Source organism: Streptomyces sp. NPDC001787 (genome assembly GCF_040297465.1).
Classification (GTDB): Bacteria; Actinomycetota; Actinomycetes; order Streptomycetales; family Streptomycetaceae; genus Streptomyces.
In genome coordinates this window covers 309,105-322,576 of sequence record NZ_JBEOZE010000002.1, presented here as the reverse complement: position 1 = coordinate 322,576, position 13,472 = coordinate 309,105, and the positions used below count along the sequence as shown (strand labels likewise).

The following is a 13,472-nucleotide window of genomic DNA, read 5'->3' as shown; positions in this document are numbered from 1 at the left end:
GTGCCGCGATGAGCAACCGCTTGCGCAGATGCTTCGGCGCAGCGGTTCCGCGCGACGACCAGGGAGTTCACCCCATGCGACTTCGACCACGGCAGCGCCCATCGCGACGGCAGAGACGGCGGCGTCCCGCGACGGCGGGGACAGCGGCGGCGCTGGCGCTGCCCCTGCTCCTCGGCCTCCTCGCACCCGCACCCGCCTCCGCCACGGCGACGGGTCCAGGAGCGGCGGACGCCGATCGCCGCTCCTCCGCCGCGACTGCCGGCCCCACCACTCCCGCCACGTCCGCCACCGATGACGTCAAGGTCGAGGTGACCACCCCTGGCAACCTCTTCGATCCGGGGCAGCGGGCGACCTTCGGGGTCCTCGCCGCCCGCGACCGCAGCGTCCCCTGGACCGTCCGCGACTACCGGGGCCGTACGGTGGGCTCCGGTACCGCCGCCGTCGACCCGGCCACCGGCAAGGGATCGGTGGATGCCGGTGAACTCCCGCTCGGCTACTACACGTTGACGCTGCGGGGCAGTTCCGCGGACGGCGCCGCCCTCTCCCGTACGGCAGGCTTCGCCGTACAGCGCCCCGGTCCCGACCCGAAGCTGACCACCGACTCCTTCTTCGGCGTCAACCACCATCACCGCTCCGCCCCCGGGGACGCCTGGGACGACTCCACCCTGCTCGCCGCGCGGGCCGGCATGGACGCCCTGCGAGTCGACTCCACCTACTGGCGCTCCATCGAGAACCCCAAGGGCCAGTACCAGTGGCCCGAAGCCACCGAGCGCGTCACCGCCGGCTTCGGCGACCGCGGCCAGAACGGTCTGATGCTGCTGGGCCTCGGCAACAGCGACTACGGCGGTGTCCCGAGCACCCCCGCGGCGTACGAGGGCTTCGGGAAGTACGCCGGAAAGGTCGCCGAGCAGGCCGGGGGCCGTATCGAGTCGCTGGAGGTCTGGAACGAGTACTACGGCGGTTTCTCCAGCGGGGTGTGCTCGCAGAGCGCGAAGTGTTACGCGAAGCTGCTCGCCGCCGCCCACCCGGCCGTCAAGGCCGCCGACCCGAAGATCACCGTGGTCGGCGCCTCGTCGTTCAAGGTGCCGCTGGACTGGTTCGAGGAACTGTTCAGCCTGGGCGCGCTGAAGCACATGGACGCGGTCTCCATCCACCCCTACCGGGCGCCCGGCGCCCCGGAAGGTGTCGACCTGGACATCGCGGGCCTGAAGCGGCTGATGCGGGAGTACAACGACGGCAGGGAACTCCCGATCTGGATCACCGAACAGGGCTGGACCTCCGCCGACCGGAACGGCATCGGGGTCAGTGAGCAGACCCAGGCGCAGTCCACCGCCCGCGCCCTGCTGGAGGCCAAGGCCGCGGGCGTCGCCCGCTACTACTGGTACGACCTGATCAACGACGGCAACGGGCCGAGCAACGGCGAGCACAACTTCGGTCTGCTCCGCGCCTCGGGGCCGGAGGCCACCGGCCTCAACCCGAAGCCCTCCTATCTCGCCTACGCCACCACCGCCCGCGAACTCACCGGTTCGGCGTTCACCGGGCGCCTGCGCACGGGCGACCGTGACCTGCACGCGTACACCTTCGCCCCGGCGCCCGGCTCGCCCGGCGCGGGCGCGGGCGCGGGCACCACGGCGCTGTGGAGCAGCGACCGCACCGACAAGCCGGTACGCGTACGGGCCACGAAGCCGGTCACCGTGGTGGACATGCTCGGCGCCGAGCGGGTCCTGGAGCCGGTGGGCGGCTGGGTCCATCTGACGGCCACCGGGGAACCGGTCTATCTGCGGGCCGCGGTGAGCAGGGTCGAGAAGTCGTCGCTGCTGTCGCTGTCCGCTCCCCGCGAGATCGCGGCGGGCTCCGACGTACCGGTGACGGCCACCGTCGACAACCGCGCGGCGGCCGGCCACGGCACGGCCTCCGCCCGGCGCACCGCAGTCTTCGAGATCGAGGGCGAGCGCGTCACCGTCTCGGCGGCGCCCGGCCGGCGAGCGAGCGCCGTAGTGAGGGTCCCCGCCGGAGCGGCGCCCGGCAGCCGGGGGCTGGCGGCAGCCGTCACCCTCGACGGGAAGCGGGCCGGAGCGGTCGCGGCCGGCACCGAGGTGGCCGCGCGGTCCGTGAGTGTCGACGTTTCCCCGGACATGTCGGTGAAGCACGGCAGCCGCACCGACCGGCTGGCCGTGACCGTCACCAACCACTCGCCGGACAAGCCGGTCACCGTGACCGGCATCGACTGGTCCTTCGGCGAGCGCGCCGGAAGGATCGACGGCGCGGGCGCCGCGGGAACGGGCGGCAAGGGCGCTGCCGACCGGCACCGCGTTCCGCCGCTCGGCAGCCGCACCTATCGCGCCGGGATCGACGGCGCGAGCGCGTACTCCGTCCAACCGGTCGCGGTGACGGCCGAGTTCGCGGACGGACAGACGGCCGGCGACAACGACTCCTTCGGTTTCAGCCCGATCGGCCGGGCCACCCCGCGTCTGGTGGACGGGAAGCTGACCGGTCTGGCGGGCGTGCCGAAGGTGGACCTGTCCGAGGTCGGGTCGTACCAGGGAATCGCTCCCTCCGTCACCGACGGGGACATGTGGGCGACCTGGGACGAGCGGAATCTGTATGTGTCCGCCGTGGTCCGCGAGAAGGACTACCGGGCCCCGGAGAAGGTGGCCTGGCTGCCCGCCGGTGACAGCATCGGCATCGGGGTGCAGCCCGGAAAGCCCGGCGAGGGCCTGGGCCGCTGGGGTGCCGACTGGTACATGCTCTACGCAGGTGACACCACGCAGGAGGGCCCGGGGGTCTTCGTGGAGTCACTGCCGAAGGACTACCCGGTGGGTGCCATGGAGGGCGCGGATGTGCGGGTCGCCCGGGACGCGGCGGCCGGGACGACGACCTACCTGGTCTCCGTACCGTGGAAGCGGATCGCTCCGCTGTCACCCGCCGACCCGTCGTTCTCGCTCACCCTCACGGTCAACAAGAACGACGGGGTGCAGCGGGACAAGTACCGTTCGCTCGGTCTGGACGGCTGGCAGACCTGGGGCGACGGGCTCAACAACTGGAAGCTCGTGCGCTATCAGCAGGTGCAGCTGACCCGCTGAGGTGACTCGCCGGCACAACCCACCGGCGTGCACCTGGGCTCGCTGACGTGACCCACTGACGTAATCCGCCGGCGTGACCTGCTGACGTAATCCGCTGGCGTAAACCGCTGGCGTACTCCGCTGGCGTGACACGCCGACGTGACCCACCTACGACTGCCCGTCGCAGCGGCCGGGTGTCCGCCGGAGCAGGACCGGCGGCCACCCGGCCACCCCTTCCCCCACTCACCGACGTGCCACCAGCACACCCCGTCGCGATCATCTGGAGGGCGACTCCCATGACCAGAACCCGCGGTACCGCCCCACCCCGGCACCCCCGTTCCCTTCCCCTGCCCCTCGCGTTCGCCCTCGCCCTCGCGCTGGCGCTCTCGCTGATCGTGGGGCTCCCGCCGTCCGCCCCCGCCGCGGCACACACCCTGTCCGTCACCTCCCCGAGCCTGATCTTCCAACGGGGCCAGGGTGCGGTGCAGTTCGGTTCCTCGGCCGCCTCGGTCTCCTGGTCGTTCACCGACGAGCGCGGCACCCGGGTACGCAGCGGAACCAGCTGGCTCTCCGGCGGCAAGGCCTCGCTGTCCGTCGCGGACCTCCCGCCCGGCTACTTCGAGCTCGCCCTGCACGCGGGCGCGGCCCCCGAGCCCACCGACCTGCGCACCTCGTTCGCCGTCATCGAGAAGGTGCCGGACAGCGCGGTCGGCCCGTCCTCCCCCTTCGGCGCGGCCGTGCACCTGACGCGCACCGGCTGGGGCACGCAGGTGCTGGACGAGGCCCGGAAGGCGGGCATCTCGCACATCCGCGAGGACGCCTGGTGGAACAAGTTCGAGATCACGAAGGGCAGTTACACCTATCCGGCGGCGTTCACCGCCGGGATGACGCGCGCCCGTGCGCTGGGCATCACTCCGCTGATCATCGCCAACGGTGCCAACCCGCTGTACGACAAGGGGGTGACACCCAGCACCCCCGAGGGCATCGCCGCCTTCGGGAAGTTCGCGGCGGCGGTCCTGGACCACTACGGCGAGGACAACGTCGAGGTGCTCAACGAGTACAACGGAGACACGTTCAACAAGAGCGCGTGCGGACGGACCGCCGCGTGCTACCTGGACGTGCTCACCGGCGTCAACAAGGCGGTGAAGGCCGTGAACCCGCAGGCCACGGTGGTCGGCCCGGCCACCATCGGCATCGCCAACTGCACACCTCCCGACGGCCGCACATGCTTCGCGCCGGATCTGATCGGCCGTGGCGGCCTGACACAGATGGACGCCTACAGCGTGCACCCGTACCACTATCCCGGCGGCCCGGAGTGGCTGGCGGGCGCGGGCGACACGATCGCCGGGCTGCGTCAGCGGATCCGCGACGCGAACCACGGCGAGGACAAGCCGATCATCCTCAGCGAGATGGGCTGGCCCACCGACACCGCCCACGGCACCGGTGAACTCCAGCAGGCCGACAACCTGATCCGGCTCTACGCGGTCGGCCTCGCCAACGGCGTGACCCGGATCTACTGGTACGACCTGGTCAACGACGGCAGCGACCCCGCCGAGAAGGAGCACAACTTCGGCATGCTCCGGCAGCCGGTCACCGCCACCGCCGCGAACCCCGTCTCCGTCACCGCCAACGCGCCCAAGCCCGCCCTGGTCGCGCAGGCCGTGACCGCGCGGATGATCGGCGGCGCGTCGTACGCGGGGGACGACGGCCTGGCCGCTCCGGCCCGCTCGGCCCGGTTCACCGGTGGCGGCACGACCACCCGGGTGGTGTGGGCGACCAGCCCCCGCGACGTGGTCGTCTCGGCGACCGGCCCGGTGACACTGGTCGACTCCTGGGGCCGGAGTTCGGTGAGGCAGCCGACGAACGGCGGCTTCACCCTGGCGGCCGGTACGTCACCCGTGTTCCTCCGGGGCCCGGTGACCGGCATCACGGGCCCCGCGACGGCCACCGCCACCACCGGAGCCGGCAAGACCACCGGCATCAGCCGATAACCACTCCCGACCCCGCCCGGCGCGCCTCGACCGCGCGCCGGGTGTCGTCGGCGATCAGGTCGGCGTTGATCGCCACGGCCGCCCGCAGTCCCGCGTTGGCCGCGCCGATCACCTGCTCCATCAGGTTGGTCACATTGCCGGCCGCCCAGACACCGGGCACCTCCGTCGCCCCGGACGGGTCGGCCGCGATGTACGACCCGATCACATGGCCGGCCGCCTCCTGCGCGACCGGAACCAGCCCCAGGCTCTCCAGGACGGCGGACCGGGCGGTGAAGCGGGGCTGGACCACCACGACCTCGCGGGCGACCACCCGGCCCCCGGCGAGGCGGAGTCCGGTGAGCCGGTCGTCCGTGATCTCCAGGCCGGTCACCTCGCCGTCCACGACGGCGATGCCCCGGGCCGCCAGCTGCTCGTACTCCTCGTCGCCGAACTCCGGCCCGGTGTGCCGGAAGAGGGTGACGTCATCGCTCCACTGCCGCCACATCAGCGCCTGGTGCACGGAGAGCGGGCCGGTCGAGAGCACGCCGATCGGGCGGTCCGCGACCTCCGAGCCGTGGCAGTAGGGGCAGTGCAGCACCTCACGCCCCCACCGCTCGGCCAGACCCGGCACCGGGGGCAGCTCGTCGACGATCCCGGTGGTCACGAGCAGCCGCCGGGCGACAACGGCGGAACCGTCCTCCGTCACGACCCGGAACCCCTCGTCACCCGGCAGCCACTCCGCCGATACGACGCCGCCCCGCACGATCTCGCCCCCGTACCCGGCGACCTCCGCACGGCCGATCGCCGTCAGCTCCGCGGGCGGGGTGCCCTCACGGCCCAGGTAGTTGTGCACATGGGAGGCGGGCGCGTTGCGAGGGTCGCCCGCGTCGATCACCAGCACCGAACGCCGCGCCCGCGACAGGGCGAGAGCCCCTCCCAGCCCGGCCGCCCCGCCTCCGACGACCACCACGTCGTACCGCTGCTTCATGTCGTTCACGCTGTTCATGCGAAACACCTCCTGTTACGGGAGAGAGTGCGCGCGAAGCACCTGGAACGACAAATCTGCTTGCCGAGACAGCAAACCCGAGCCGTCCATCCGGCCCCGGCCCGGGCCGGGGCCCGGGCCGGGGCTTGAACCGGCACACGGACGGGCGCCCACAGCGGCAGACCGCCTCACGGAAGCAAGGAAGGTGAGCCGGCCCGTTCACGCGCCCGAGGCCGCACGCCGTCACGAAGCGCACTCGGCGCGTCGGGCCGCACAGCGGCACCGTCCGCCCCTGCCGCGTGGGCGCAGGTCAGACGCCGGACGGGCCCGCCCCGGGGGCGACCTTGTGGACGGTGGTGTCGTCCGGGCCCAGCAGCCGCCCGTCCTGCGACCGGACTTCCAGCGCACGCAGACGACTGCCCCGCCGCCGGTCGACCAGCTCGGAGTGCGGTTCGCCGGGCGCGAAGAAGTTCTGCTCGCCCCACTGCCGCAGGGCCACGATGACAGGGAAGAGGGACTCGCCCTTCGGGGTCAGCACGTATTCGCGATAGGCGCTGCCGTCCGAGGCGGGGACGGTTTCGAGGACGCCCCCGGCGACCAGGGAACGCAGGCGGGCGGTCAGGATGTTCTTCGCCACGCCCAGGCTGCGCTGGAACTCCCCGAAGCGGCGGCTTCCGTCGAAGGCGTCCCGCACGATCAGCAGGGACCACCAGTCACCGATCGCGTCGACCGATCGCGCGACGGGACAGTCGCTGTCGTCAAAACGTGTCCGGTTCACCATGAGGTCCTCCCTTCCGTGCTGGTTGCAACATGCTACCAAAATGATTACCGTCCCTACTGGTAGCAAGATGAAACCAATCGCGAAGGGCACTCCATGAGCGGCGACGGCAGGGCGGCGGCACCAAGGACCACGGCGCACGACGGGGGTGCTCCCGCGTTCGCGCTGTCCCGCGGCATCGCCATGCTGTTCGCCGTCGCCTGCGGGGCCGCCGTCTCCAACGTCTATTTCGCGCAGCCGCTCCTGGTGACGCTGGGCCACGACCTCGGGATGAGCCCGGCTCTCGTCGGCGGCGTCGTCACGCTCACGCACATCGGATACGGGCTGGGGCTCTTCCTCCTCGTGCCGCTGGGGGACGTGGCCGACCGCCGCCGGATCATCGTGGCCCAACTACTGCTGCTCGTCGCGGCGTTGGCCGTGGTCGGCAGCGCCCACAGCGCGGCGGTCCTGCTCGCGGGCATGGGCGCGGTGGGACTGCTCGCCGTGGTCACGCAGACGCTGGTGGTCTTCGCCGCGGCGCTGGCCCCGCCCGCCGAGCGCGGACGGGTCGTCGGGCTGGTGACCGGCGGCGTGGTCATCGGCATCCTGCTCGCCCGTACCGTCTCCGGTCTGCTGGCCGACCTCGCGGGGTGGCGCTCCGTCTACCTCGCCTCGGCCGCGCTCATCGCCTCACTCGCCCTGGTCCTGCACCGGGTGCTGCCGCGCCACAGCGAGGTACCGCCGGCCACCCCCCTGCGCTACGGACAGCTCCTGCGGTCCACGGTCACCCTGTTCGCGCGGGAACGGCTCCTCCGCCTCCGGGCCGCGTTCGGCCTGCTGATCTTCGCCGCGTTCAGCACCCTGTGGAGCAGCATCGCGCTGCCGCTCAGCGAGCCCCCGTACTCCCTCTCCCACACCGCCATCGGCGCGTTCGGGCTGGTGGGGGCCGTGGGCGCGCTCGCCGCAGCCGGAGCGGGCCGCCTGAACGACCGGGGGCTCTCCCGGCGGACAACGGGCATCGGCCTGGCGCTGCTCGCCGCTTCTTGGCTGCCCCTGGCCCTCACCCGCAGCTCGCTCTGGGCGCTGGTCGTCGGCGTGATCGTCCTCGACCTGGCCGTACAGGCGGTCCATGTCACCAACCAGACCCTGATCTACGCGCTGCACCCGGACGCCGGCGGCCGGCTGATCGGCGGATACATGATCTTCTACGCCATCGGCAGCGCCACCGGCGCCCTCGCCGCGACCTCCCTGTACGCGGCGGCCGGGTGGGGCGCCGTGTGCGTACTGGGCGCGGGGATCAGCGGCCTCGCGTTCCTGCTGTGGGTGCTCACGAGGCATACGGAGTACGGAGGTTGAGCCCACCCGCTCGCATCGGCGGGGGACCGGATCGAGCCGCCGACTGGACGCCGACCCGGTCCGTGCGACCACGGGTTTCAGGACAGGAAATCGTAGAACGGGCCATCGGGCGCGAAGTTGCGGGAGCACAACGTCACGTCATGGCCCTTGAGGTAGTCCAGAAACCACTCACCGAACGTCATCTCGTAAAGGGTCCAGGCCGGGCTGTCGAACTCCTGGACCACGACGCGCCAGGGCGACGAGGGGCTGTCGGGACTGCGGAGGAAGACCGCCTCGCCCGTGGTGGCGGTCGCCACCGGCATCAGCTCTCCCGGGTTCGCTCCCACCGGACTCGGCAGGAACTCCGCCATGTCCTCCTCGCGCCAGAGTTCGAGATCGCCCCTGATGTACCTGCCCAGACTGTGCAGAAGGTGACCGGCGGGGTGCTTCAGATAGAGCTGCCTGTTGATCTGGATCGAGCCGTAGGCATCCACGATCTCGCGGAAATCCGCAGGGAACTCGATACCGAGTTCCCGCTCCAGCTCGCTCCACGGAGCCGGGTCCGACCAGTTGAACCGAGGTTCGCCCAACAGGGCTGATATCTCTGGAAGCGTCGCCACCACTGGATTCCTTCGAGCACGTCGAGCCGATGCCGGCCCTGGGACTGACCGCCGTACGCGACACAGTCTCCTCGACGCCCCGGCCCTCCGCACACGGTCAGGCGTGGTGCTTGATGGTCCTCCGGATCCAGTCGGCGTAGGCGGGCACGTTGCTGTAGAGGCCGGGCCCGTCCGAGCAGGCGACGCCCGGGGCGCCGGGGCCCGATGTGGTGCCCATCAGCTCCCACCGTCCGTGCCGGCCCTTCTGGAGCTGCGGCCCCCCGGAGTCCCCGAAGCACGCCATGGCCTCGGGGACGCGGCTGATCGTGCACAACCGGGTCCGGTCCGCGTAGCCGGGGGCGCACTCGCCGACGGAGCCCCTGCGCGTGTCGAGCTCCTGCAACCGCTCCGCGAACTTCAGCTCCGTGTCGACGGTGGTGCCGAAACCCAGGATCCGCGTCGGGGTGCCCGGCCGCGCGGCCCGCTCGGCGATACGGATGGGCTTCTCGGCGACCGGACGGTCCAGGCGGACCAGCGCGATGTCGTCCTTGTTGGCGGCCTTGCCGGCGCCGTTCGCATAGCCGGGGTGGACGACGGTCCGCTCGATCGCGCGGACGGTTCCCCCGGACTTCCGGTGCGAGCTGCCGATCCGGACGATGCCGTCCAGCTCAAGGCCGTCGCCCCGGACGCAGTGGGCCGCCGTCAGCACCCACTGCCGGTCGATCAGTGACGCCCCGCAGGTGCCGTCGTACAGGCCGTGGTCAGGGGCCGATTCCGGGATCGTCGCCATGAACGGGTAGCGCTCGGTGGCATCGGACCCGTTGACGATCGCCCCGGCGCTGCCGGTCATCAGGGTGGCGCAGGCCGCGACGGCGAGGGCACCGACGGCGGTGGTGCGCACCGCGCGGCGGCGCACCGACTTCAAGCTGAACACTGGGAGTTCCTTACCTCGGAGAACCGAACGTGTTCAGCCTGCTCGCCCAGGAACCGCCGGACCATCCGGGCAGCAGGTCTGAGGGGGGTGTAGCCTGCACCCCCACCGTGTCGGCCCGCCCCGTCCCGCCGATGGCCGCCCACGTGGGGCGTGTGCCCGGATTCCCTTGAGGGGGCGGCCGGTTCATCACCGTACGCATGGACCGACCACGCATCCCGGGGTCCGCTAGCCTGCCCCAGGGACTGTGTCGGTCGGGGTCGAGGGGGACGGTCATGATGCGTACGCTTCGGGGCAGCGCGGGCAGGGTCCTGGTCATCGCGGCGCTCTCCGCGGCACTGGCCGGATGCGGCGGGGACGACTCGTCCGCCGGGCCGGCACCCTCGCCCTCCGCGGAACGCACCACCGGGCCCGGCACCTACCCCGCGCCCGACCGCCTCTGCGATCTGGTCGACTTCACCGAACTCGCCATCGCCGTCGCACCCCTCGCGGGGACGCCGCAAACCCGCGAGACCGGGGGCGATCCGACCGTGTCCAGCGGCTCGGAGTGCAGTCAGTCGCTGAGTGGCGGCAGGGTGCACGCACGCGCCGTCGTTCGATGCAGCGCCTGGAAGAAGATCGGCAAGGCTGTCGAGATGCACCGGTACGGCCGGGGGTCGGCCGTGATCGCCGACTCCTCCCTGACCGATGTCAAGGGGCTCGGGAACCAGGCATACCGCTATGTCTCCGCCGACGACGGGCCCTGGGAGGTCGACCTGCGTCTGGTCGTCCGCGAGAGCAATCTCGACTGTGAGCTGCACACCCAGAGCGGGCACCCGATGGATGAACAGGGGATGGACATCGCCTTCGCGGCCATGGAGGACACCCTCGGGAACCTCCTGCCGAAGCTGCGCCCCTGAGCGGTTCCCCTCGCCTGCGGCCATCGGCTGCGGCCGTGCCCCTTCACGCCGGCCGCGAGAAGGGGCGGGGTGCCTCCCGGCCAACGGCGCGGAGGCACCCCGTACGGCGTTCGTCCAGGTCAGCTGATGGCCTGGAAGTCGAGCCATCCGTCGGTTCCGACGACGACACCGCTGCCGGAGAGGTTGGGGTAGAGATAGAGGCTGCCGTCTCCGCCGGTGGTCCAGATGTCGGCCTTGTTGTCGGAGCCGGCGTCGGGGACGGCGGTGAGAAGGGGTCTGTTGGCGGAGGTCCAGCCTGATCCGATGACGGTGGAGGTCGTGCCGTTGCCGAGTCCTTCACCGGCCGGGCCAGTGCCTTCGTACAGCCGGAGCTCTCCCGTGGTCCTGTGGCGGGCTATGAGGTCTGCGTGTCCGTTGCCGGTGCGGTCACCTGGGGCCACCAGGTCGTAGCCGGACCAGGATCCGCTGCCGACGAGGACGGGAGCACGGGTGGCGTCGAGGTACAGCGTTTCCGAGGACGAACGTCCCGGAGGTGCGGGCCTGCCCGGTGGTGGCGGGCCAGCTGTCGGAGCCGTCGGGGAACTGCTGCGAGCTGATGCTCGGCGGGTGCTGGGCCGGGTGGGATCGAAGTCGAAGCGGCACGTACCCGGATCAGGGTTCCAGGCGGAGTTGGCGCTCGCATCGAGGGTCTGGACCTTCCAGCCGAAGTTGCCCTTGGCCGCGGCAAAGTGCTGCTGAAGGGTGGCTTTGGGGACCTTGACCTTGGCGACTGTGCCCGAGGGGGCGGAGACTACCTGGCGGACCGTTCCGCCGTCGGCGTCGGAGACCTTCGCGGTGAGAGTGACGGCGCAGATGAACGCGTACAGCTACGCCCACAACAACCCGCTCACCAAAGCCGACCCCACGGGCCTCCGCCCGGACGGTCCGGCCGGCGGAAATTCGTACAATGACGAGCGCTGGGCCAACGACCGAGGCATGACCGCCGGCTACACCAACAAGAACGGGAAATGGGCCTGGAACCAGAAGCCGAAGAAGGACCCGACATCCCAGAAGAAATACGCCGCATACAAGGCGAACCCCAGCCACTACATGATCGACGACAAGTACGCTGAAGAGTACGCGGACTGGGCGAAGGATCAGGCCGAAAAGGCCGAGGCTGAGCGCAAGCGAGCAGACGCTGAACGGCGCAAGGAGGACGGCGTGATCGGCAGCATCATGAAGGGCAATTGGAGTAACGCAGCCAGTAAATTCAAGGAAACCGGCGCTGTTCGCTGGATTGCCGGGAATGCGGACACGATAAAAACAGTTGTGGGCATCGGCGCACTGACCGCCTGCGTCGTGGCGTCCGCCGGTGTCTGCTTGGCCGCTGGAGGCGTCGTGATCGCTGCCGGTATCGGAGTGGATGCCGCATCGGGTGCAGAGATGGGCAGTGAGTACTGGCAGGCCACGGCCGTTACGGCAGGGATCACTCTCGCTGGAGGTGTGGTCGGCCGCTGGGCCTCCGGTGGGGGAAAATGGGCCTCGGGTGGTTGGTTCAAGTCGCCCAGGATTACCACTCGGGGGCCGAGGCATGCCGCTGGGCGTCCGCGCCACGCCACCCGGACCGACTTGGGGCCAACGGCTAACGCCTACCTGCAGAACGGTCTTTTGTCCATAGGCAGCTGCGACGCACCGGCTAAGAGCGGAATCAATGCGGGGTACTGCTCGTGAGGTCTTCCACATTGAAAAGCAAGGGCATATTTGTTGGACGCAAGAAGGATGGCTCCGTTCACCTGAGGAGGAAGGGGACGGTCATATTCGGATGGCTTGCCATCCTCCCTCTCAGCTCAGTGCTGATACTTTTTGGAATGGCGGAGATCGAAGCACACGGATTTCGAGGAACCGGCATCCTGGGAGTTACCGCAGTCATTGATGTACTGATCATTCGCGCGACCATCACATCCAGAGTGATCGCAGATCGAGGCGGACTTCTGTGGGACGTGGGACCTTTCGTCAGAACGGCGATACCACGGGAGGAGATCAAGTCAGTAAGATGTGAGAACAACGGATTGATGATCACTCTTCCGAGACATAGTCACGGAATCTGGTCATTCTCGCAAAGCATGATAGGCGGCGTGTCGGCACGGAGTGCCCGTAGATTCATAGCCGCCTGGTTGGAGGAGGGTGGGGAAATACCTGTAGCAACAAGTGGGAGCAGTGGGAAGCGAATTTACGTCCAGCCTGTGGACGTACTCTTGCTGGCGGCCCCCGTTGTGGCACCACTACTCATGAAGTTCTGAGACACCGCTTCGCACCCCGGCCCTCGGGGATGTGCCGGACAGGCCCTACCATCGCCCTCATGACTGCCGTGGTCGTCACCGTCGCGCTGGCGTTCGTCGGCTATGTCGTCACCTATCTCAACGGATTGCGCCTGGCACAGCGCCAGGAGCGCCTGGCACGGGTGAATCGCCAGCTCAGCGACTTCTACGGGCCCCTGTTCGCCCTCACGGAAGCCAACAGCCGCATCTTCGGCGCGTTCATGGAACGCAATGCCCGTTCGGACGGCCGGTCGCCCTTCGTCCATGAGACGCCGCCCACCGAGGAGGAGCTCGCCGAGTGGCGGCTGTGGGTCACGACCGTGTTCCTCCCGAACATCAGGGCCATGCGCGATCTCGTCACCCAGCACGCCGATCTCCTGAACGAACCGGAGATGCCCCCGCTTCTGCTCCAGTTGTGCGCGCATGTGTCGGGCTACGAAATCACCGCCGCCCGCTGGGCGCAGGGCCGCTTCGACCAGCATCTCTCGGTCGTGTCGTTCCCGAGCGAGGAGGTCGCGGCGTATGCCCGCCAGGGGTTCACCGGGCTGAAGCGGGAGCAGGGCCGGCTGCTGGGACGACGCCTCTCCCGCGTCTGACCCCGGGTCCGGGCCCGGACCGTGGTCCGTCGCCCGGGTCC

The 13,472-nt window shown here is 70.1% G+C and carries 12 protein-coding genes; 7 read left to right on the top strand and 5 right to left on the bottom strand.

The window, feature by feature from the left end; genetic code table 11:
• Positions 1–74: 74 nt before the first annotated feature.
• Complete coding sequence (locus ABT170_RS04005; protein WP_351863901.1) at positions 75–3,083, top strand: glycosyl hydrolase; 3,009 nt, start codon at positions 75–77, stop codon at positions 3,081–3,083.
• Positions 3,084–3,358: 275 nt separating this feature from the next.
• Positions 3,359–5,053, top strand: coding sequence for a glycoside hydrolase 5 family protein (locus tag ABT170_RS04000; protein WP_329945867.1), 1,695 nt, complete (start codon positions 3,359–3,361; stop codon positions 5,051–5,053).
• On the opposite strand, the gene ABT170_RS03995 is transcribed toward ABT170_RS04000, so the two are convergent.
• Both ABT170_RS03995 and ABT170_RS03990 read right to left on the bottom strand, forming a co-directional pair.
• Complete coding sequence (locus tag ABT170_RS03995; protein ID WP_351863896.1) at positions 5,043–6,038, bottom strand: NAD(P)/FAD-dependent oxidoreductase; 996 nt, start codon at positions 6,036–6,038, stop codon at positions 5,043–5,045. The two genes, ABT170_RS04000 and ABT170_RS03995, sit on opposite strands and share 11 nt — an antisense overlap.
• Before the next feature lie 289 nt (positions 6,039–6,327).
• Positions 6,328–6,798 carry a winged helix-turn-helix transcriptional regulator gene (locus tag ABT170_RS03990; protein ID WP_329945868.1) on the bottom strand — a complete coding sequence of 157 codons (471 nt, stop codon included), beginning with the start codon at positions 6,796–6,798 and terminating at the stop codon, positions 6,328–6,330.
• Positions 6,799–6,891: 93 nt separating this feature from the next.
• Between ABT170_RS03990 and ABT170_RS03985 the strand changes: the two genes are divergently transcribed.
• Positions 6,892–8,130, top strand: coding sequence for an MFS transporter (locus ABT170_RS03985; protein WP_502970469.1), 1,239 nt, complete (start codon positions 6,892–6,894; stop codon positions 8,128–8,130).
• Between the two features lie 77 nt (positions 8,131–8,207).
• On the opposite strand, the gene ABT170_RS03980 is transcribed toward ABT170_RS03985, so the two are convergent.
• Together ABT170_RS03980 and ABT170_RS03975 are read right to left on the bottom strand one after the other, a co-directional pair.
• Entirely contained in the window at positions 8,208–8,729 is a 522-nt protein-coding gene (locus ABT170_RS03980; protein WP_329945869.1) for an SMI1/KNR4 family protein, read from the bottom strand.
• A 97-nt stretch (positions 8,730–8,826) separates the two neighbouring features.
• Entirely contained in the window at positions 8,827–9,642 is an 816-nt protein-coding gene (locus tag ABT170_RS03975; RefSeq protein ID WP_329945870.1) for a S1 family peptidase, read from the bottom strand.
• A 272-nt stretch (positions 9,643–9,914) separates the two neighbouring features.
• Here ABT170_RS03975 and ABT170_RS03970 point away from each other — a divergent pair, with 272 nt between their 5' ends.
• The gene (locus ABT170_RS03970) at positions 9,915–10,538 is read left to right on the top strand and encodes a hypothetical protein (protein WP_351863891.1); all 624 of its coding nucleotides are present in this window, start codon (positions 9,915–9,917) and stop codon (positions 10,536–10,538) included.
• Positions 10,539–10,657: 119 nt separating this feature from the next.
• On the opposite strand, the gene ABT170_RS03965 is transcribed toward ABT170_RS03970, so the two are convergent.
• Positions 10,658–10,978: a hypothetical protein gene (locus ABT170_RS03965; protein ID WP_351863888.1), complete on the bottom strand. Its 321-nt coding sequence runs from the start codon at positions 10,976–10,978 to the stop codon at positions 10,658–10,660.
• 412 nt (positions 10,979–11,390) lie between these two features.
• On the opposite strand from ABT170_RS03965, the gene ABT170_RS03960 reads away from it, so the two are divergent.
• Genes ABT170_RS03960 through ABT170_RS03950 form a run of 3 tightly spaced genes read left to right on the top strand, consistent with a single transcriptional unit; the run spans position 11,391 to position 13,431 of the window.
• Positions 11,391–12,248, top strand: a complete 858-nt coding sequence (locus ABT170_RS03960) for an RHS repeat-associated core domain-containing protein (RefSeq protein ID WP_351863885.1) — start codon at positions 11,391–11,393, stop codon at positions 12,246–12,248.
• The gene (locus ABT170_RS03955) at positions 12,245–12,817 is read left to right on the top strand and encodes a hypothetical protein (RefSeq protein WP_351863882.1); all 573 of its coding nucleotides are present in this window, start codon (positions 12,245–12,247) and stop codon (positions 12,815–12,817) included. The genes ABT170_RS03960 and ABT170_RS03955 overlap by 4 nt, the downstream gene beginning before the upstream one ends.
• 59 nt (positions 12,818–12,876) lie before the next feature.
• Complete coding sequence (locus ABT170_RS03950) at positions 12,877–13,431, top strand: hypothetical protein (protein WP_351863879.1); 555 nt, start codon at positions 12,877–12,879, stop codon at positions 13,429–13,431.
• Positions 13,432–13,472: the final 41 nt, after the last annotated feature.